This window comes from Bacteroidales bacterium (assembly GCA_041671145.1).
GTDB lineage: Bacteria > Bacteroidota > Bacteroidia > Bacteroidales > JAHJDW01 > JAQUPB01.
The window spans coordinates 129,176-148,749 of the sequence record JBAZBZ010000004.1 but is presented as its reverse complement, the minus strand read 5'-3'; the positions used below and the strand labels follow the sequence as shown (position 1 = coordinate 148,749).

Sequence of the window (19,574 nt, the reverse complement as noted above, 5' to 3'; positions counted from 1 at the left end):
TATTAAGCATATCGTTACTTGATAAAACACCAGTGAAAGAGCTTATCAATAAACCTTATCATCAAAATGTCAAAGAACTTTTATATAGTCAGTTAAAAATGTTTTAATTTTTATGGTACGCTAATGAATTTTAAACATATTTTATAAAAAAATATCAAGCCGGTTAAAGCCATTACAACTGTTGATATTCGTAAAGCCACGAATGAAAATCCAAAGGGAATACAAAACAAATAACCCCAAAGAAATTGAGTAATAAATGTTACAGAGTTTGAAGAATAATTTATAAACTTTCCGTTTTCAACAAGATTTAATAATGATTTTGAATAACACCAATCGTCATTCAAAGGAAATTCGCCTGTGGGGTTTGCAAAAAATATGGAAATTATCCAAAAAAAAAGAATAATAAAAAGCGGGATATAATTTTTAATTGGTATTTTCAAGAAATGGGTTTATAAATAATGTCTGTCCATAAAGTTGAGAGTTTGGTTCAGAATGTTCGAGTTCGAGGCTTTTGAAGTTTTAAAAATCAGGAGCTTACTGATGTAAATGACTGGTTTTTAAAACGAGAATAACGAAGAAATCGGGCATTCTGGACAAACTTTAAATTTTATCTTTTTCTTTTATGAGCAAACCAGCGTTTTATAAAGAATTCTCTCCTATTGTCATTTATTCTGTTGGCTTTTCTCAAGTCCTTTCTTATTCTTTTTCTTGTTTCTTTTTTTTGAATATGCAGATGTCTTTTTAAACCCTTTGTATAAGTATCAACAGTTTCGTCTCTGCGTTCTTCTTTCCTTTTATCAAGATTTTTCTTTTGTTTTTTTATTGAAGATGGAGGTGACTGGGCTTGAGAAGATGAATTGAAAACTATAAAAGAAAAAGAAACAACCAATAAAGTAATTGCAAATTTTATATTTTTTAAACTTTTATTCAATTTAATTTTTTAAAGGATTTACAAATTTAATTAAAATATTCAAAAACAATTTTTGCTTTTGATTTCCCTATTATTTTTTCAATTTCTTCAAATTTCGCTTTTTTAATATTAGCAACTGATTTGAATTCTGCCAATAATTTTTTTGCTGTTTCCGCAGCAATTCCTTTTATTCCGGTAAGCTCTGTTTTTATTGTTTCTCTTTCTCTTTTTCCCCTGTGATGTGCTATTCCGAAGCGGTGGGTTTCATCGCGTATTTGCTGAATCACTTTTAATGTTTCGGATTTTTTATCAAGAAATAGAGGAACGGAATCACCGGGAAAGAAAATGCTTTCAAGTTTTTTTGCAATGCCGATAATTGCAATTTTATTTTTTAATTTTAATTCATCCAATGCCTCAACAGCCGAATTTAATTGTCCTATGCCGCCGTCAATAACAATTAGTTGCGGTAAGGTTTTTTTCTCTTCAATAAGCCGGCTGTATCTTCTAAAAACAACTTCTTTCATCGAAGCGTAATCATCAATTCCCTCAACTGTTTTAATATTAAAATGCCTGTATTCCGATTTTGCAGGTTTTGCATTTTTAAAAACCGCCATTGCCGCAACCGCCTGACTTCCCTGAATATTCGAATTATCAAAACACTCAATATGAACAGGTAATTCATTAAGATGTAAATCTTTTTTCATTTGTTCAAGTATTCTTTTTTGAGGCATTTTTTGTTTGAGCGCTTCTGCCTGCATTTGTTTTTCATGTTGATAATACTGAACATTCCTTTGTGATAATTCGAGTAAATTTTTCTTATCGCCTATTTTAGGAACAGTAAATTTTAAATCGGGAATATTAATTTCTATTTCAAATGGAATTATTATTTCTTTTGATTCGCTCTGAAAACGCTGGCGAATATCAGTGATTGCATATAGAAGAAGTTCTTCAGATGTTTCATCCAACTGTTTTTTCAATTCTATGGTATGAATCTGAATTATAGCACCGTTGTGGACTTTCAGATAATTTACATATCCGTATTTTTCATCTGTAACAATTGAAAAAACATCAACATTGTCAATTTCGGGATTTACAATTGTTGATTTTTTCTGGAATTTCTCAAGCAATTCGAGTTTTTCTTTTACAATCTGTGCTTTTTCAAATTCATAATGAGCAGAAAAAATTTTCATTAAATTTTTAAGATAACCAATTACTTTAATAATATTTCCTTTCAGGATATCCTTAATATTCAAAATCGATTGCTCATAATCTTCTTCGGTTTGCAGTCCTTCACAAGGTCCTTTGCAGTTTCCGATATGATATTCAAGACACAATTTGTATTTTTTGATTTTACTATTTTCTTCGGAAAGTTTATAATTGCAGTTTCTCAGCGGATATAACTTTTTTATAAGTTCGAGCAATGTGTGAAGCATTCGCACCGAAGTATAGGGTCCAAAATACTGTGAACCGTCTTTTAAAATATTTCTTGTTGAGAAAATTCTTGGGAAACGTTCATTTTTAATGCATATCCACGGAAAAGTTTTATCATCTTTCAATAAAATATTATAGCGGGGCTGGTATTTTTTTATCAGATTATTTTCAAGAAGTAATGCATCGGCTTCGGTATCAACCACAATGTATTTTATGTCATCGGTTTTGCCGAGCATTACGGCGGTTTTGCCGTTTTGGAAATTTCCATTGAAATATGATATTATTCTTTTTCTTAAATTTTTTGCCTTGCCAACATATATAATGTTTTTATCACGGTCGAAAAACTGATATATACCAGGTCTACCGGGTAAAGAATTTAAAATATGCTGTAAACGGGAACTTTCCAGATTTAATTATGTCTAAAAAAACAAAGTTACATAGATTCTGAAAGGCAAGCAATAATTTTTAAAATATTTTCTTGTTTTATTATATAGTAAATATTTTTCCCTTTTCGGACAGAACCCAATATGCCTTTATCTCTCAATATTCCCAAGTGGTGTGAAGTAATTGCTTGTTCTAAATTTAATTTAAGATATATTTCGGTAACAGTCATCTTTTTGTTTTTTCCCAGTAAATCAACTATATCAAGTCGGATTGGATGTGCAATTGCTTTAATTTTATCAACCGCATCATTTATTTTATTTTGTCGATATATTGAAGATTTATCCATATATATTTGTTTGATTTGCCAGCAAATATAAAAACATATTTATTATTATCAAAAATTTATCGGCTAAATTTCAATTACTTATGTAAAAGAGAAATTAGAAGTTTGATGATGGAAATTAGAAAAATCGGAAGTGTCAAGCATCTAACATCCAGCTTTATTAATGCAATAAAATATATTTAACTTAACACTAATGTCTGATTGCTACCACAGGGTCTAAACGTGAAGCTACAAATGCCGGAATAAAACCGGAAATTACGCCTATGCCGGCAGAAATAAATAATCCTTTAAAAATGTTGTAGAAAGTGAGAGTTAAACTAAAATCGAAAAGAAATGAAACAATAAGAGTTCCGAGATATACCAGAAGCAAACCTAAAGCTCCCCCGATAAGGCAAAGAATAACCGATTCAAATAAAAACTGCAAAAGAATAAAATAATTTTTTGCGCCTAAAGATTTTTGAATTCCTATAATATTTGTTCTTTCTCTTACTGAAACAAACATAATATTTGCAATTCCGAATCCACCTACAATTATTGAAAATCCACCAATAATCCAACCTGCAAGGGAAAGTCCGAAAAAGAAACTATCAAGGCCTTTAGTGATTAAACTTGTTTCATTAATTGCAAAATCGTCTTCGGCTAATGGTTTCAGTTTTCTTATTGCTCGCATCAGACCAATAAGCTCATCTTTCAACTGCTCGTTTGATATTCCTGCTTTCGCTTTTACTACTATAGTGGGGTTAACCCTATCGGAACGAATATCAAGTATGTTTCTCACGAAATTTACAGAAAGTATTATGGTATTATCATTGCTGTTGTTAAAACTGTCTTCGCCTTCTTTTTTTAAAATTCCTATTACTTCAACTTTTCTTCCTAAAGTTTTAACGAATTTTCCAATAGGATTCAAATTTCCAAAAAGATTTTTTGCAATTTCAGAACCAACAACCGCAACATTTTTCCCGCTGTTAAATTCAAGTTCGGAAATAAATCTTCCTTCTCTGAGTTCTATGTTCCACACTTTTTCGTATTCATTGGAAATACCAATTATTTCAATGTTTTCCATGCTATTGTTTTGGTATTCGGCTTTTTTGGAAGACGACATTAAAAAAGTAACAGCTTCAGTATAGCGCGAATTTTTCTTAATCAATTCCATTTCCTTTATTGTAGGAAAAGGTCTGTTCATATATTTCCACCATTGATAGTCGCCGCCAAAAGACCATGGCCATTTTTGAACAAATAAAACATTATCGCCAAGTGAAGCAACGCTATTGCGTACTTTGCTTTCCATCGAATCCACCACAGTAAAAACACAGATTATCGTAAAAATTCCTATTGTAATTCCAAGTAATGTAAGAATAGTGCGAAGCTTGTTAGCTATAATGGCAGTAACCGCAAAAAACAGACTTTCTTTTATGAGTTTAATCAATAAAAACATAAGCAACTAAATTTATTTGAAGCTCGTATAATAAAATTTACTGAGAATGTCGTAAATTTACAAATTAAAATATAATCGGAAGTTTAAAAAATTGTTTATTTCATTAAATTTAGCAAATTTGCATATTTAGTGTCTGTATATAAAGTCGAGAGTTTGGTTCAGAATGTTCGCGTTCGAGGCTTTCGAAGTTTTAAAAATCAGGAGTTTACTGTAGTAAATGACTGGTTTTTAAAACGAGAATAACAAAGAAATCGGACATTATGGACAAACTCTATTTACGAACAAAAAATGAATAGTAAAGATGGAATTAAAAAAAATTAAAAGTGCCTTAATATCTGTTTATCATAAGGAAGGACTTACAGAAATTATTAAAAAACTTGATGAGCTTGGAGTTAGCATTTTTTCTACCGGAGGAACTCAAAAATATATTGAAGAGCTGGGAATTAAGGCAGTTTCGGTTGAAGATATGACATCATTCCCTTCAGTTTTCGGAGGAAGAGTAAAAACCCTTCATCCAAAAATTTTTGGCGGAATACTTGCACGCCGTGATAATGAAAACGATAAAAAAGAACTCGAAAAATTCAACATAAAAGAAATCGACCTTGTCATTGTTGATTTATATCCTTTCGAAGAAACCGTTGCTAATACCAATGATGAAAAGGAAATAATTGAAAAAATTGATATCGGTGGAATTTCACTTATAAGAGCAGCTGCAAAGAATTTTAAAGATGTTGTTATTGTTCCGTCTGCAAAATATTATAAGGAATTTTATGAAATTCTTACAGAAAACAAAGGTGAAATTTCTTTGGAGCAAAGGAAAACATTTGCCACTTATGCCTTTGATGTAACTTCAGGATATGATACTTCAATATTCAAATATTTTAATAAAAACAACGAAACAAAATCGTTTAAATATTCTGTATCGGGAGCTAAAGTTTTACGATATGGCGAAAACCCTCACCAGAAAGGCATTTACTATGGCGATTTTTCTCAAATGTTTGAACAACTGAACGGGAAAGAATTATCATACAACAATCTCCTTGATGTTGATGCCGCAGTTAATCTTATTGACGATTTTAATGAAACTACATTTGCAATTGTCAAACACAATAATGCATGTGGTTTGGCTTCGCGTCCCGAACTTATCGATGCATGGAAAGATGCCCTCGCAGGTGACCCTGTTTCTGCATTTGGCGGAATTTTAACTGCCAATAAAATCATCGACAATGCCACCGCAGAAGAAATAAATAAACTTTTTTTTGAAGTTATAATTGCTCCCGCTTATGAAAATAATGCCCTTAATTTATTGAAATCAAAGAAAAATAGAATAATTTTGCTCAGGAAAAATTTTGTAAAACCAACAACTCAGTTCAGAACAATTCTGAACGGAATGTTAGAACAACAAAAAGATACAGTAATAATCGGAATTAATGACATGAAGCTAATTACCGATACTGCTCCGAGTCAGAATGAATATATTGATATGGAATTTGCCGATAAAGTTGTAAAACATACAAAATCAAATGCAATAGTTTTGGCAAAAAACAAACAGTTGTTAGCAAGCGGGGTAGGACAAACATCAAGAGTTGATGCATTAAAACAGGCAATTGCAAAAGCAAAAGAGTTTAAATTCGATTTGAACGGAGCAGTTATGGCATCCGATGCATTTTTCCCTTTTGCCGATTGCGTTGAAATTGCTCATAAAGCTGGAATTACTGTGGTTATTCAACCCGGTGGCTCAATTAACGATAAAGACACAATTGAATATTGCAATAAAAATAAAATCGGAATGGTTCTTACAGGCATCAGACATTTTAAACATTAAAAACAAAAATCTCAAACAAAAATAAAAATGGGACTCTTTTCCTTTTTAACTAAAGAAATAGCAATTGACTTGGGTACAGCCAATACTTTGATTATATATAACGACAAAGTTGTAGTTGATGAGCCGTCTATTGTGGCTATTGACAGAACAACAGGCAGAATTATGGCGGTGGGTAAGCAAGCACAAATGATGCACGGTAAAACCCACGAAAATATTAAAACAATCCGTCCTTTGAAAGATGGTGTTATTGCCGACTTTCAGGCAGCAGAACACATGATTAGAGGAATGATTAAAATGATTGGCACCCACAATGGCATATTTGCTCCATCATTAAAAATGGTTATTTGCATTCCGTCGGGAATTACCGAAGTTGAAGAGCGTGCTGTCCGCGACTCTGCCGAACATGCAGGAGCAAAAGAAGTGCGACTTATTCACGAACCTATGGCTGCTGCAATAGGCATAGGACTTGATGTTCTCGAACCTGAAGGAAGAATGGTTATAGATATTGGCGGAGGAACAAGTGAAGTAGCAGTAATCGCTCTCGGCGGTATTGTTTGCAATAAATCAGTAAGAACTGCCGGCGATGTTTTTAATTACGATATTGAGGATTATATGCGCCGTCAGCATAATATACTTGTTGGTGAAAGGTCGTCGGAAAAAATAAAAATTGAAGTCGGAGCTGCAATTGCCGAATTGGAAAATCCTCCAGCCGATTATGCAGTTCACGGACGCGACCTTATGACTGGCATTCCGAAAGAAATTTATGTTTCTTATGTTGAAATTGCTCATGCTCTGGATAAATCAATTTCGAAAATTGAAACGGCAATTCTCAATGCACTTGAAATGACACCTCCCGAACTTTCAGCCGATATTTACCGCACCGGAATTTATCTTGCAGGCGGCGGTGCACTTTTAAGAGGGCTCGATAAACGAATTTCACTCAAAACTAAACTTCCCGTTCATTTGGCAGAAGACCCGCTGCGTGCTGTTGCCCGCGGAACAGGAATCGCTTTGAAGAATTTTGACAAATTCCCTTTCCTGATAAAATAGTCCCGACGAACTTTGTTGTACCACATGCTATTTCAAATGTTTTCGGCGTCGCTCCATAAAACATATTTCGTTCTATTGTTCTTTTTTTCATTCTGAAAACATTAATAAAATAATCCTACACGAAATTTGATTTTCTTCGTTTAAGTATCTTTTGTCTTGAGTTTGAACTATATTATAACCCTACATAAATATTATTATTACATGTTTTTTGCCATTCAATATTTCCTGCACTATCTATTTTTAAAAGCAATACATCCTGATTAAAATCATACGGGTGTGTAGTTTGTGGTGCAATGTGGGTTAACAATTTTCTTAATTCTTCTAAACTTATTAATAATTTCTTCTTTAGAAAAAGAGATGTTCCATATAGCTCCAAGTGTTGCAAATCCATCAAAACCTAATTTTTTTATTGTATCAATATTATTTTCATCAATACCTCCGAGTGCAAAAACTTTACACGATTTTTTTTCACTTTTTAAAAAATTACTTATTTCCTGATGAGTGATTTCACTTTTATAATTTTTTTTTGAAATACTATTAAACACAGGACTTATAAAAGCATAATCGAAATACTTTCCATATTTGCAAAATTCTTCTAATGAATGGAATGATGCGCTGACATGATAATTGTGAGTAGAATTAATTTTAAGATTTTTAATGTTTGTATTTTTTAATGAAAAGTGAATACCTTTAAGATTGTACTTTTCAGCCAACTCATAATTTGAATGAATGACTATTTTTTTATGAAATTTTTCAGGAATTTCTTTTATCAATTCTTCAAATTGTGAAAAATTATAATCGGGTTTGCGAAGATGAAATATTTCCAATCCTTCTTCAAATAAGGAATTAATGATTTCAATTTCATCAGGAAATTCAGATGGACTGGAAATAATAGCGTATTTCATTTTATATATTTAATCTGTGAATCTGTGGCATTTTTATTTTTAAATTATCGAATTATCGGTTTGACTAATTTTCACACATTCTCTAACTTCTTTTGTCATTCGCATTGCGCAAAAGTTTGGTCCGCACATTGAGCAAAACTTTGATTCTTTATCAGCATTTTCAGGTAAAGTTTCATCGTGAAATTCAACAGCAGTATCGGGGTCTAATGACAAACTAAACTGGTCGTTCCAGCGAAAGTCGAAACGCGCTTGACTTAAAATATTATCTCTGTATTGAGCTGCAGGATGACCTTTTGCAATGTCGGCAGCATGTGCAGCTATTTTATAAGCAATTACACCATCTTTAACATCTTTTTTATTCGGTAATCCCAAATGTTCCTTAGGAGTTACGTAACACAGCATTGACGCACCATACCAGCCAATCATTGCAGCACCTATTGCAGAAGTAATATGGTCATAACCAGGAGCAATGTCGGTAACTAATGGTCCGAGTGTATAAAAAGGTGCCTCACAACAATCTTTCAATTGTTTTTCCATATTGTATTTTATCAGATGCATAGGGATATGTCCTGGTCCTTCAATTATTGTCTGAACATCATTTTTCCACGCAACTTTGGTAAGTTCACCCAATGTTTCCAATTCTGCAAACTGTGCCTCATCATTTGCATCGGCAATGCAACCGGGTCTAAAACCATCACCAAGCGATATACCAATATCATAAGATTTTAATATTTCGCAAATTTCTTCGAAGTTTGTATAAAGAAAATTTTCTTTTTTATGAGCAAGACACCATTTTGACATGGCAGCGCCACCGCGTGAAACAATTCCACCAAGCCGTTTTGCTGTCAACGGAACATAAGCATATAAAACTCCCGCATGAATTGTAAAATAATCAACACCCTGTTCTGCTTGTTCAATTAATGTATCTCTAAAAATTTCCCAAGTCAATTCTTCAGGAATTCCATCAACTTTTTCCAATGCCTGATATATAGGAACAGTGCCAATTGGCACTGGAGAATTTCTGATAATCCATTCTCTTGTTTCATGAATATTTTTTCCTGTTGATAAATCCATAACTGTATCAGCTCCCCAACGACAAGCCCATATTGCTTTTTCAACTTCTTCTTCTATTGATGAAGTAATTGCCGAATTGCCGATGTTTGCATTTATTTTTACTAAAAAATTTCTTCCTATAATCATTGGTTCGCATTCGGGGTGGTTTATATTTGCAGGTATTATTGCTCTTCCCGATGCTACTTCATCTCGCACAAATTCAGGTGTAATAACTGAAGGAATATTTGCACCGAAATTTTCTCCTTCATGAAAATATTTTCTGTTTTTTAATTTTTCCGTCTGCTGATTTTCGCGAATAGCAATATATTCCATTTCAGGAGTGATAATACCTTTTTTAGCATAATAAAGCTGAGTGATATTTTTTTCATTTTTAACTTTTAAAGGCATTTTTATTTTTGGAAATCGTAAATCATTCAAACTTTTATCACGTAATCTTTTGTTACAATATTCAGAGCTGAAATTCTGAAGTCGTTCAATATTGCCTCTTTCTTCAATCCATTTTTCTCTTATGCACGGCAGTCCTTCACGAATATTTATCTTTGCATCTTCATCAGTATATATACCGCTTGTATCATACACAACAATTTTTGTTTTTTCGTTTTCATAATTATTTTTTCCCAAATCAACCAAAGTAATTTCACGCATTGCAACATTAATGTCATGAATTTTTCCTTTTACATAAATTTTTTTTGAATTTAAAAAAGGCATTGTTGATATATTATTTTTTTCAGTGTTTGACATTTTATTTTATTATTAATTTTTCATTATTAATTAAATTCATCCTCCCTGTGTTGCTTTGATAACGGTTATTTTATCATTATCCTTAACAAAATAATCGTTCCATTGATGTTTTGGAATTATATTATTGTGAATTGCCACAGCAACTCCTTTTTCAGATTTTATTTCAAGTTTGTCCAGCAAGTTAGTTAAACAAATACTTTTTTCAAATGGAATTTCTTTATTATTCACTGTTATCATAAGTTATTTTTTTATTTTTTGTTTATTTTATTTCAATATAATTGAGCTATTAAACGTTTAATAATCAAATCTACGAGCTACAAACTCCGAGCTATGAGCAACAACAAACTACAAACATTTTTTAAACGAATAATGCAATTTAATACTTCGTCATTGATTTATCAATCAAATCAGCCCAATCATTTAAACCGCCTCTTAGATTGAATAAATTTTTATAATTATAATTCTCCTGCAAAAGCTTAATAACAAAACGGCTTCTGTGACCATTTCTGCAAATAAAAATTACAGGTTTTATTTTTGAAATTTTACCAATATCATTAAAAATTTCTTCCATTGGAATCAATTCACCACCCAAAGTAGAAATAATAAGTTCATTGGGTTCGCGAATATCTATTATTTGCAAATCTTCATTATTATCCATCATTTTTTTCAACTCAACAACTGAAATTTCTTTTATTGTATTATCCTCTTCGCAGGTGTAGTCATAATCGCCGAGTTCTTTAATATTTAGATTTTCTTCAATTTTATTTATGTTGAAAATATTTACTTCAAATGAAAGAGCATTGATTGTAAATAATTTTCCTGACAAAACATCACCAGTTCCGGTAATAATTTTTATTGTTTCATTTGCCTGTATTGTACCAACCAACCCGGGTATTGCGCCAAATACGCCTATTTCAGAACAATTTGGCATATCAGAAGGTTTGGGTGGTTCGGGATAAACACAGCGATATGTTGGTCCGTTTTTATAACTAAAAACCGATACCTGCCCTTCAAATTGAAAAATTGCACCATAAACAAATATTTTGTTAAGAATAATACAGGAATCATTTATTAAATAACGAGTTGAAAAATTATCACTGCCATCAACAATAACATCATAATTCTTAATAATATCAAGTATATTTTCTTTTGTGATTTTTGTGTTATAAATATCGAATTTTACATAAGGATTTTGTTTTGATAATTTTTGCACGGCAACTTCAACTTTACATTTACCTATATCGGTTACATCATATAAAATCTGACGTTGTAAATTACTTTCCTCAACAATATCATAATCGGCTATGCCAATGTTGCCAACTCCCGCGGCAGTTAAATAAGTCAATACTGAACAACCCAAACCACCCACTCCAACAACAAAAACTTTTGATTTTTTTAATTTCAACTGCCCCTCAATTCCAATATTTTTCAAAATCAAATGTCTGCTATACCGCCTTATTTCATCTTTTGTTAATGATAATTTCATTTTGAAATATTTTAATCTTTTAATTTTTCAATCATTTAATTTTTTAATTATATGTTTTATCCCAATCTTTCCAAACCACTTCGTATCCTTGTTGTTTTATAATTTCACTGATTTCTTCAGGAGAACGCTTATCGTGAATTTCAAACTGTTTTAAACTTTCTTTAAAAACGCTGTATCCCCCGGGATTTGTTTTTGAACCTGCACTGATATTAGTTATTCCTAATTTTATTAAGTTATCTCTGAATTTTTCGCTTTCTCTTGTAGAAATACTTAATTCCACATTTTCATTAAAAATTCTATATGCACAAATCAGTTGAACAAGTTCTTTGTCTGTAATATTAACTATAGGTTCAAATTCACCGGCAGCAGGTCTCAGACGCGGAAATGAAATTGAATATTTTGTTTTCCAATAATTTTTTTCGAGATAATTCAAATGTAATGAAGTGTAAAATGCCTCAGTACGCCAATCATCTAATCCGATTAAAAAACCTATTCCGATTTTATTTATATTTGCTTTCCCAAGTCGGTCGGGTGTTTCGAGGCGAAAATAAAAATCCGATTTTTTACCGGCAGGATGAAAATTTTTATAAAAATTTTTATTGTATGTTTCCTGATATATCAAAATAGTATTCAATCCAAGTTGTATCAATTGCTCATAACCCGATTGCATCAATGGCTGAATTTCCATTGAAACATGAGTAAATTCTGACTTAAAAAGTGGCAGAACTTTTTTAAAATATTCAACTCCTGCTTTTAAATCATTCTCACCTGTAACAACTAAAATATGTTCAAATCCTAATTTTTTAATTTCTTTTATCTCTTTTAAAATTTGTTCTTCTGTAAGAGTTATTCTTTTAATATTATTTTTCTTGCTAAAACCGCAGTAAACACAACTATTATGACACTCATTTGAAATATAAACCGGAATATACATTTGAATGTTTTTGCCAAATCTTTTCAGTGTTAAATCACGGCTGAGTTGTGCCATTTGTTCAATGTAATCAATAGCTGCAGGAGACACAAGTGCTTTAAAATCTTCCAATGTTCTCCGTTGAGTTTTACTCATAGCCGATTCCACATCAGCAGAAGTTTTGGAATAAATATTTTGCTTTATTTCTTCCCAATTGTATGTGTCGAAAATTTCTTTGAACATTTTATCTTTAAATTTTTCTTTATTTAGCAGTTGCTGTATTTTTTTACCGCTGAGTCGCGGTCGCAAAGATATTCTTCTCTGCGTCTTAGCGACTTTGCGGTTAATTTTATTTACTTAACTTTTGATACATAATCTTTTATTTTAATCCAAAAAAGCAGTCAGCGGGCTGCTTGCTATTGCTTGTTTGCTTGTTTTTCCAAGTTGCGATTCAAATGCAATTCTTCCGGCTTCAACTGCTAATTTAAAAGCAATTCCCATTTGCACCGGATTTGAAGAAACTGCAATTGCAGTATTTACCAAAACGGCATCTGCACCCATTTCCATTGCTTCAGCAGCGTGTGATGGTGTACCGATTCCTGCATCAACAACAACCGGAATATTACTTTGCTCAATAATTATTTCGAGCATATCTCTTGTTTTCAAACCTTTGTTACTGCCTATTGCTGAACCAAGCGGCATGACAGCAGCAACACCAACTTCTTCGAGGCGTTTGCATAAAACAGGGTCTGCATTTATGTATGGCAAAACAACAAATCCCAATTTTACAAGTTCTTTAGCTGCCTCAAGCGTTTCAAGCGGGTCGGGCATTAAATATTTCGGGTCGGGATGAATTTCAAGTTTCACCCAATTTGTTTCTAATGCTTCGCGGGCAAGCTGCGATGCAAAAATTGCTTCCTTTGCATTTCTTGCTCCGGAAGTATTTGGCATTATGCTAAACTGTTTGCACTTTAAATGATTTAATATATCGTCATCATTATTTTTCAAATCTATTCTTCTCAGAGCAACTGTAACAAGTTCACTGCCCGAAGCAAGTAATGCTTGTTCCATGATTTTTGTCGAACTGAATTTGCCGGTACCTGTAAAGAGCCGTGATATAAATGTTTTATCAGCTATTTTTAGCATAAGAATATTTAAAATTAAAAGATTGAAAAATTATTCACTATTATTTTTTCTAACAGCTCGAAACTCGTAGCTCATAGCTTTTTAATAACTTATACTTTGCACTAAGGGAAGCTTTGAAGATTGGGCTTATAAATCGTTTCCTACGTCGGCATTATCCGCATCAGGTTCAACGGGTATTTTCTCAGCCCTTTTTCAGAGCACCCCTTTAGAATTGTAAAAATAAGAATTTATTTTAATTTAAAAAAACATTATTTTTATATTTAGAAATGTATAAATTTTATTTTTGCATAAACAAAATGCTTACATTAATAATTATTTAAAATGATGAATCATGTTCAATAAACTAATATCAAAGTTGCTTCCATATATGCCTGAGAGCTTTGTATGGATATTTTCAAAAAGGTATGTTGCAGGTAAAACTATTGACGATGCTATAAAAGCATGCAAAGAGCTCAACAGCGAAGGAATAAAAATAACTCTCGATATACTCGGTGAGTTTATTAAAACTCTTGATGAAGCGGAGAAAAACAAACAGGAATATCTCGAAATAATTGACATTGCACAGAAAAACAACATTGATGGAAATTATTCTTTAAAACCGACAATGTTCGGATTACTCATTGATAGGAATGTTTGTTACAAACACATCAGGGAAATTGTAAAAAAAGCTGCAGGATACAATAATTTTGTTCGTGTTGACATGGAAGATACACAATGTACCGACATGGAAATTGAATTATTCCGAAAATTAAAAAAAGAATTTCCTAAGAATGTCGGTCTTGTATTGCAAGCATATTTGAAAAGAACAAAAGATGATATTAAAAATATGCTTGATTTGAATAATGCTGATGTTCCATTAAATTACAGGCTTTGCAAAGGCATTTACAATGAACCCAAAGAACTTGCTTATAAACAATATGAAGAAATAAACGAGCATTTTCTTGATGATTTGGAATATGTTTTTCAAAATAAAATTTATCCCGGAATTGCCACACATGATAAGCCTTTGGTTGACGGAGCATATAAGCTTATTGAAAAATATAAAGTTCCGAAAAATATGTATGAATTCCAGATGTTATACGGTGTAACACCCGAACTCAGAAAATCCATTATTAACAACGGACATAGGATGAGAGTTTATGTTCCTTTTGGTACAAAATGGTTTGCATACTGCACACGCCGCTTAAAAGAAAATCCTAAAATGGCGGGAATGATTATAAAAGCACTGTTTTCCAAGGGATAAAAATTCAATTTTCAGTTTAAAGTTTGGCTATCGAAATAAATTAATAGTTTATAAATTTATTATGACTATTAAAAAAAAGCAAAAAAAGAATATTCAGAAAAGTATTAAAATTGCTGATAATGTAGAAGATAAAAGCAAAGCAAAAATAAAATTCTTCCTTCCGGCAATATTACTTCTCACTATTATTGTTTATTCAAATTCCATCAGAAACAATTTTGTAGCTCCATGGGATGACGATGTTTATGTTACTGAAAATAATTTCATCAAAAATTTTACTGCTCAAAACATAAGTGATATTTTTTCTACAAAAACTTTAGTGGCGGGAAATTACCATCCATTAACAATTTTATCACTTGCCGTAGATTATCATTTTTTCAAGCTTAATCCTCATCCGTATCATTTGGAAAATCTTATTTTTCATTTAATAAATATTTTACTTGTATTTTATTTGGTTTATCTGCTCAAAAAGAAAAAAACAATTGCAATAATAGTGTCTTTATTTTTTGCAATTCATCCGATGCATGTTGAATCTGTTTCGTGGGTTTCCGAAAGAAAAGACATGTTATATTCATTCTTTTTCCTGATTTCATTGGTATTTTATGTAAAGTATATTATAAAATCAAAAAGCAAATTTCTCTTGCTGTCAATGATTTCATTTTTATTGTCATTGTATTCTAAGCCATCGGTTGTGTGCTTGTCTGTACTTATTATTTTAATTGATTATTATTACAAGAGAAAATTCAGCTTTAATGTTTTTCTGGAAAAAATACCATACTTCGTTCTGGCGCTTATCTTCGGGTTGATTAATATACATGCACAAAAAGACATTGGAGCATTTTATACTTTAAAAGGTTATAATGTTATTGATAAATTTTTTTGTGTTTGTTATTCGATAATTTTTTACATATATCAAATGTTTGTGCCAATGAAATTATCGGCGATGCATTATTATCCTGTTAAAAATAACGGATTATTGCCTGCTGTTTATTATCTATCCTTTTTAGCAATATTATTAATTGTTTTCAGCATTTATAAATTTAGCAAATACAGAAAACTTTTAATATTTGGATTTTTGTTTTATATGATAACACTGGCATTGCAAATTCAATTGGTGCCTGTCGGGAAAGCAATCGTTGCCGAACGATATTCTTATATTTCATACATCGGATTGTTTTTCATGGTTGGGCAATTTTATAGCGACACTGAGGATAATAAATTAAAAATATTTAATAAAGCAAAATCTGTTTTTTTAATTATACTGATTATTTATACTTCAATCTTTTCTTATATTACATGGAATAGAAATAAAGTATGGAAGGATGGCAATACTTTATTTAACGACGTTGTGAAAAAATATCCGTTAATAAGCGAAGCACATTCACAAGCCGCAATAGTTAAAATCAGTATTAAAGATTATAAAGGAGCTTTTGAAAATGCTGACGCTGCAATAAAATTAAAAAGCAATAATTTTGATGCTATCTTAGCAAGAGGATTATGTCTTTTAAATTTTAAAAAATATAAAGAAGCAATAGCTGATTTTGATGATGCTTCGAGAATAAAACCACACAACATTCATGTATATAACAACAGAGGTATTGCAAAACACGCTATAAATGATTTACAGGGAGCACTTCAGGATTTCAGTAAAATTATTGAAATAGACCCGTATTGTTTAGATGCATACATTAATAGAAGAGCCGTTAGGAAAGCTCTTGGTGATTACAAAGGCGCAAAGGAAGACGAAACCCAGATAATGATATTCATGCAATATCCAAGTAAATAAAATTTATCATGCGAAAAATTTCTGCTGACTACATTTTTCCTGTTTCTTCTCCACCATTAAAAAAAGGAATTATCATAACTGATGGTAATGGAAGAATTTTAGATTTGATTGAGAGTTCTGCGATTGACTATAACCTTCAGGATGTTGAATTTTATGATGGAATAATTTGTCCGGGTTTTGTCAACACTCACTGTCATTTGGAATTGTCGTTTATGCTCAATAAAATCAAGCAAAATCTTGGGTTAATAAATTTTATAGTTGAAATAGAAAAATTAAAAAAAGCAAAGAAAGAAATAATATTATTGGCAGCAGTTGAAGCGGAAAAACAAATGCTTAAAAATGGAATTGTTGCTGTTGGTGATATTTCAAATACAAATATCTCTTTTAAAATAAAAAATAACAGCAATATATATTTTCACACTTTTATTGAGGTTTATTCTTTTGATGAAAATAAAGCAGATAGAATTTTTGATAATGCATTTGGGTTAAACAAGGAAATAAAAAGTTCTTCAATTGTTCTTCATACTCCTTTTACTGTTTCAAATAAATTAATAAAGAGAGTTTTTGATTTTGCTCTTAAAAACAATTCTCTTCAAACCATCCACAATCAGGAAAGTCAGGCTGAAAATGAAATGTTTTTAACCGGAAGCGGAGCAATTTTTGAGCAACATAAAATCTGGGGCAATGATGTTTCGAAATGGGTAGCAACAGGAAAAAGTTCTTTGCAGTCAATGCTTCCATTAATACCAAAAGAACTAAAAACTCTTTTTGTACATAATACTTTTACTAAAAAAGAAGATATTGATTTTGTAAATGAATACTTCAAAAATATATGGTGGAGCTTTTGCCCTAATGCAAATATTTTTATCGAAAATAAATTACCTGATTTCAAATTATTTTCAGCATTTGATGATAGAATAACATTAGGAACTGATAGTTTAGCATCAAACTTTCAACTTTCAATTCTTGAAGAAATGAAAACAATTACTTTAAAAAGCAATTCTAAAATTTCTTTAGAAAAGCTCATAAAATGGGGAACACTGAATGGAGCAAAATTCTTAAATGTCAACAGCAAATTCGGTTCCTTTGAAAAAGGAAAGAACCCGGGTATAAATCTTATAACTGATGTTGATGTTAATTCAATGAATTTAACAAAAAACAGTTCGATAAAAGTTATTGTTTAACTCTCATAAATATAATCTAACCTATTCTAAAATTGAGCAATAAAATAAGAACCATATTATTACTGATTGCTATTTTTATTGTTTCTGTAATTGTTCGACTTCCATATTTAAACAATGAACTGAAATGCAACGAATATTGTTATACAGAAAAACTGACAATTTTCGAAAATATGTATGCTTACGGATTGTTTGAATCTCATTTCAGTCCGATACAAACCTATAACAATAAGGGCGATAAATATGCTGCATTTTACAAACGTGTAGAGGATAAAAATGGTAATAATTATTATGTTTCATTTCCTCCGTTCTCATTTCTTTTTCCGACTATTATTTTTAAAATTATTCATATCCCTCCTTCAAAATTCATATTACAGATTTTCAATTTGGTTATTCATTTTATCAGTGCAATCCTTGTTTTCCTGATTATACTAAATGCTGATAGCAAAAGAAAAACTGATTTTTTTAATGGCAAAAATAAATTATTCCTTGGAGCAATTATTGCATATATTTTTTATCTGTTATCTCCTGTTATGCTTTTTTTCCATACAGAAGTATTTTCTTGCGAAACTTTTTCTCGCCCCTTATGGCTTGCGGGAATACTTATTTCGTTTAAAATTTTTAATCAAAATAGTAAGATTAAAAAAATAGATTTATTTTTAATTTCACTGATTACATTTCTGTTGACTTATTCCGAATGGCTTGGGATATTCTTCGGTACAGCAGTTTTGATTATTGCTTTCATTAAAATAAGAGAATTTAAAAAAAATCAATTTTCAGATGTTTTTGCCCCATCCCTGAAGGGTGAAACATCTGAAAATTCGCCTCCCTTTAGGGTTAGGGGTAAAGTGAATTTTCAGTTATCAGAGGTATCCATAAAAACAAATTCTTATTATTTAAAACTCATAAAATGTATTTTGTTGTCAGTTTTATTTTCGCTGGCTTTAATGGTTGTACAGTATTCTTCAATAAACGGATTTTATGATTTCATTCATTCATTATTTATACGATTTGTGGAACGAAGCGGATATTTCGGTGAAAGGCTCAGCAGTATGCATATTAGTATATTTAATTTGCAATCATATAAATTGTTTTTTGAAAATTATAATTCTGCTTTATTCGGGTTTGGTTATCTGACAATAGCTTTACTACTTTTTCTTATTATAACTAAAAAAGTGAAATTAAATTTTACTCTTTCTCCGATTAATGTTTTATTTATTTTATCTGTTTTTCCTACGCTAATTCATTCAATAATCTTTTTCAATGCAAACGTTATTCACCTCGAATGTTTTTCGAGAATTTCTGTACCTTTTTCAATTATGCTGGGAATATCTGCAAATAAATTCTTTATTAATTTCAGAAATAAGTATATAAAATTCTTACTGTTATTTGTAATACTGATGCTGGTCTATTTTTCTAAAATAAGATTTGATAAATATTATGATGAAAAATTCAATGCTCAATTCATTAACAAAACTGCAAATTTTATTAAGTATAATTCATCCGGTGAAGATGTTATTTTTGTGAATATTCAAACTTCTTGTCCTGCTCCATATTTGTATTTAATTTATAAAACCAAAAGAAATATAATTTCTGTCGAATATTACAAGCAGGCAAATGAAAAATTTTTGGCTATACCTCAAAGTAATGGGAAATATTTTGAATTTACTGAGAACAAAGAAAATTACTCCGTGAGAAGTATTAAAAAGTGATAATGATTGTGTAGA

The 19,574-nt window shown here is 31.0% G+C and carries 17 protein-coding genes and 1 riboswitch; of the genes, 6 read left to right on the top strand and 11 right to left on the bottom strand.

The features are described from left to right. Nucleotides 1–110: 110 nt before the first annotated feature. From WC223_02755 to WC223_02735, 5 genes are all read right to left on the bottom strand, one after another. Nucleotides 111–440, bottom strand: coding sequence for a hypothetical protein (locus tag WC223_02755; GenBank protein MFA6923150.1), 330 nt, complete (start codon nt 438–440; stop codon nt 111–113). 167 nt (nt 441–607) lie between these two features. Continuing rightward, on the bottom strand, nt 608–931 hold the full coding sequence (locus WC223_02750) for a hypothetical protein (GenBank protein MFA6923149.1): 324 nt from the start codon (nt 929–931) through the stop codon (nt 608–610). A gap of 26 nt (nt 932–957) precedes the next feature. After that, complete coding sequence (uvrC, locus tag WC223_02745; protein ID MFA6923148.1) at nt 958–2,748, bottom strand: excinuclease ABC subunit UvrC; 1,791 nt, start codon at nt 2,746–2,748, stop codon at nt 958–960. A 26-nt stretch (nt 2,749–2,774) separates the two neighbouring features. Continuing rightward, a complete protein-coding gene (locus WC223_02740; protein MFA6923147.1) occupies nt 2,775–3,071 on the bottom strand; it encodes a metalloregulator ArsR/SmtB family transcription factor in 297 nt (98 codons plus the stop codon). 187 nt (nt 3,072–3,258) lie between these two features. Continuing rightward, nucleotides 3,259–4,503, bottom strand: a complete 1,245-nt coding sequence (locus WC223_02735; protein ID MFA6923146.1) for an ABC transporter permease — start codon at nt 4,501–4,503, stop codon at nt 3,259–3,261. A 301-nt stretch (nt 4,504–4,804) separates the two neighbouring features. Between WC223_02735 and purH the strand changes: the two genes are divergently transcribed. After that, nucleotides 4,805–6,328 (top strand): bifunctional phosphoribosylaminoimidazolecarboxamide formyltransferase/IMP cyclohydrolase, encoded by a 1,524-nt coding sequence (purH, locus tag WC223_02730; protein ID MFA6923145.1) that lies wholly within the window; start codon nt 4,805–4,807, stop codon nt 6,326–6,328. 27 nt (nt 6,329–6,355) lie between these two features. After that, entirely contained in the window at nt 6,356–7,378 is a 1,023-nt protein-coding gene (locus WC223_02725; GenBank protein ID MFA6923144.1) for a rod shape-determining protein, read from the top strand. A gap of 266 nt (nt 7,379–7,644) precedes the next feature. Here the strand turns inward: WC223_02725 and WC223_02720 are convergent, their stop codons facing one another. The 6 genes from WC223_02720 to WC223_02695 form a co-directional block, all read right to left on the bottom strand. Next, nucleotides 7,645–8,283 (bottom strand): thiamine phosphate synthase, encoded by a 639-nt coding sequence (locus WC223_02720; GenBank protein ID MFA6923143.1) that lies wholly within the window; start codon nt 8,281–8,283, stop codon nt 7,645–7,647. Between the two features lie 39 nt (nt 8,284–8,322). Beyond that, the gene (gene thiC, locus WC223_02715) at nt 8,323–10,098 is read right to left on the bottom strand and encodes a phosphomethylpyrimidine synthase ThiC (protein ID MFA6923142.1); all 1,776 of its coding nucleotides are present in this window, start codon (nt 10,096–10,098) and stop codon (nt 8,323–8,325) included. Nucleotides 10,099–10,134: 36 nt separating this feature from the next. Beyond that, complete coding sequence (gene thiS / locus WC223_02710; protein MFA6923141.1) at nt 10,135–10,335, bottom strand: sulfur carrier protein ThiS; 201 nt, start codon at nt 10,333–10,335, stop codon at nt 10,135–10,137. Between the two features lie 139 nt (nt 10,336–10,474). Further along, the gene (gene moeB, locus WC223_02705) at nt 10,475–11,584 is read right to left on the bottom strand and encodes a molybdopterin-synthase adenylyltransferase MoeB (GenBank protein MFA6923140.1); all 1,110 of its coding nucleotides are present in this window, start codon (nt 11,582–11,584) and stop codon (nt 10,475–10,477) included. A 43-nt stretch (nt 11,585–11,627) separates the two neighbouring features. Beyond that, nucleotides 11,628–12,737 carry a 2-iminoacetate synthase ThiH gene (gene thiH / locus WC223_02700; GenBank protein MFA6923139.1) on the bottom strand — a complete coding sequence of 370 codons (1,110 nt, stop codon included), beginning with the start codon at nt 12,735–12,737 and terminating at the stop codon, nt 11,628–11,630. Between the two features lie 141 nt (nt 12,738–12,878). Then, the gene (locus tag WC223_02695; protein MFA6923138.1) at nt 12,879–13,646 is read right to left on the bottom strand and encodes a thiazole synthase; all 768 of its coding nucleotides are present in this window, start codon (nt 13,644–13,646) and stop codon (nt 12,879–12,881) included. A 115-nt stretch (nt 13,647–13,761) separates the two neighbouring features. Beyond that, nucleotides 13,762–13,855, bottom strand: a riboswitch (TPP riboswitch). 116 nt (nt 13,856–13,971) lie between these two features. Here WC223_02695 and WC223_02690 point away from each other — a divergent pair. The 4 genes from WC223_02690 (at nt 13,972) to WC223_02675 (ending at nt 19,559) form a co-directional block, all read left to right on the top strand. Next, complete coding sequence (locus tag WC223_02690; GenBank protein ID MFA6923137.1) at nt 13,972–14,883, top strand: proline dehydrogenase family protein; 912 nt, start codon at nt 13,972–13,974, stop codon at nt 14,881–14,883. A 61-nt stretch (nt 14,884–14,944) separates the two neighbouring features. Next, nucleotides 14,945–16,666, top strand: a complete 1,722-nt coding sequence (locus WC223_02685; GenBank protein ID MFA6923136.1) for a hypothetical protein — start codon at nt 14,945–14,947, stop codon at nt 16,664–16,666. 8 nt (nt 16,667–16,674) lie between these two features. After that, the gene (locus WC223_02680) at nt 16,675–17,850 is read left to right on the top strand and encodes an amidohydrolase family protein (GenBank protein ID MFA6923135.1); all 1,176 of its coding nucleotides are present in this window, start codon (nt 16,675–16,677) and stop codon (nt 17,848–17,850) included. 32 nt (nt 17,851–17,882) lie between these two features. Further along, nucleotides 17,883–19,559 carry a hypothetical protein gene (locus WC223_02675; protein MFA6923134.1) on the top strand — a complete coding sequence of 559 codons (1,677 nt, stop codon included), beginning with the start codon at nt 17,883–17,885 and terminating at the stop codon, nt 19,557–19,559. Nucleotides 19,560–19,574: the final 15 nt, after the last annotated feature.

What these genes read in the sequence shown, in the direction of transcription:
- WC223_02735 (MFA6923146.1), bottom strand. Translation starts at nt 4,503, where the DNA reads ATGTTTTTATTGATTAAACTCATAAAAGAAAGTCTGTTTTTTGCGGTT.
- WC223_02740 (MFA6923147.1), bottom strand. Translation starts at nt 3,071, where the DNA reads ATGGATAAATCTTCAATATATCGACAAAATAAAATAAATGATGCGGTT.
- thiH (MFA6923139.1), bottom strand. Translation starts at nt 12,737, where the DNA reads ATGTTCAAAGAAATTTTCGACACATACAATTGGGAAGAAATAAAGCAA.
- WC223_02720 (MFA6923143.1), bottom strand. Translation starts at nt 8,283, where the DNA reads ATGAAATACGCTATTATTTCCAGTCCATCTGAATTTCCTGATGAAATT.
- thiC (MFA6923142.1), bottom strand. Translation starts at nt 10,098, where the DNA reads ATGTCAAACACTGAAAAAAATAATATATCAACAATGCCTTTTTTAAAT.
- WC223_02685 (MFA6923136.1), top strand. Translation starts at nt 14,945, where the DNA reads ATGACTATTAAAAAAAAGCAAAAAAAGAATATTCAGAAAAGTATTAAA.
- moeB (MFA6923140.1), bottom strand. Translation starts at nt 11,584, where the DNA reads ATGAAATTATCATTAACAAAAGATGAAATAAGGCGGTATAGCAGACAT.
- WC223_02725 (MFA6923144.1), top strand. Translation starts at nt 6,356, where the DNA reads ATGGGACTCTTTTCCTTTTTAACTAAAGAAATAGCAATTGACTTGGGT.
- thiS (MFA6923141.1), bottom strand. Translation starts at nt 10,335, where the DNA reads ATGATAACAGTGAATAATAAAGAAATTCCATTTGAAAAAAGTATTTGT.
- WC223_02680 (MFA6923135.1), top strand. Translation starts at nt 16,675, where the DNA reads ATGCGAAAAATTTCTGCTGACTACATTTTTCCTGTTTCTTCTCCACCA.
- WC223_02690 (MFA6923137.1), top strand. Translation starts at nt 13,972, where the DNA reads ATGTTCAATAAACTAATATCAAAGTTGCTTCCATATATGCCTGAGAGC.
- purH (MFA6923145.1), top strand. Translation starts at nt 4,805, where the DNA reads ATGGAATTAAAAAAAATTAAAAGTGCCTTAATATCTGTTTATCATAAG.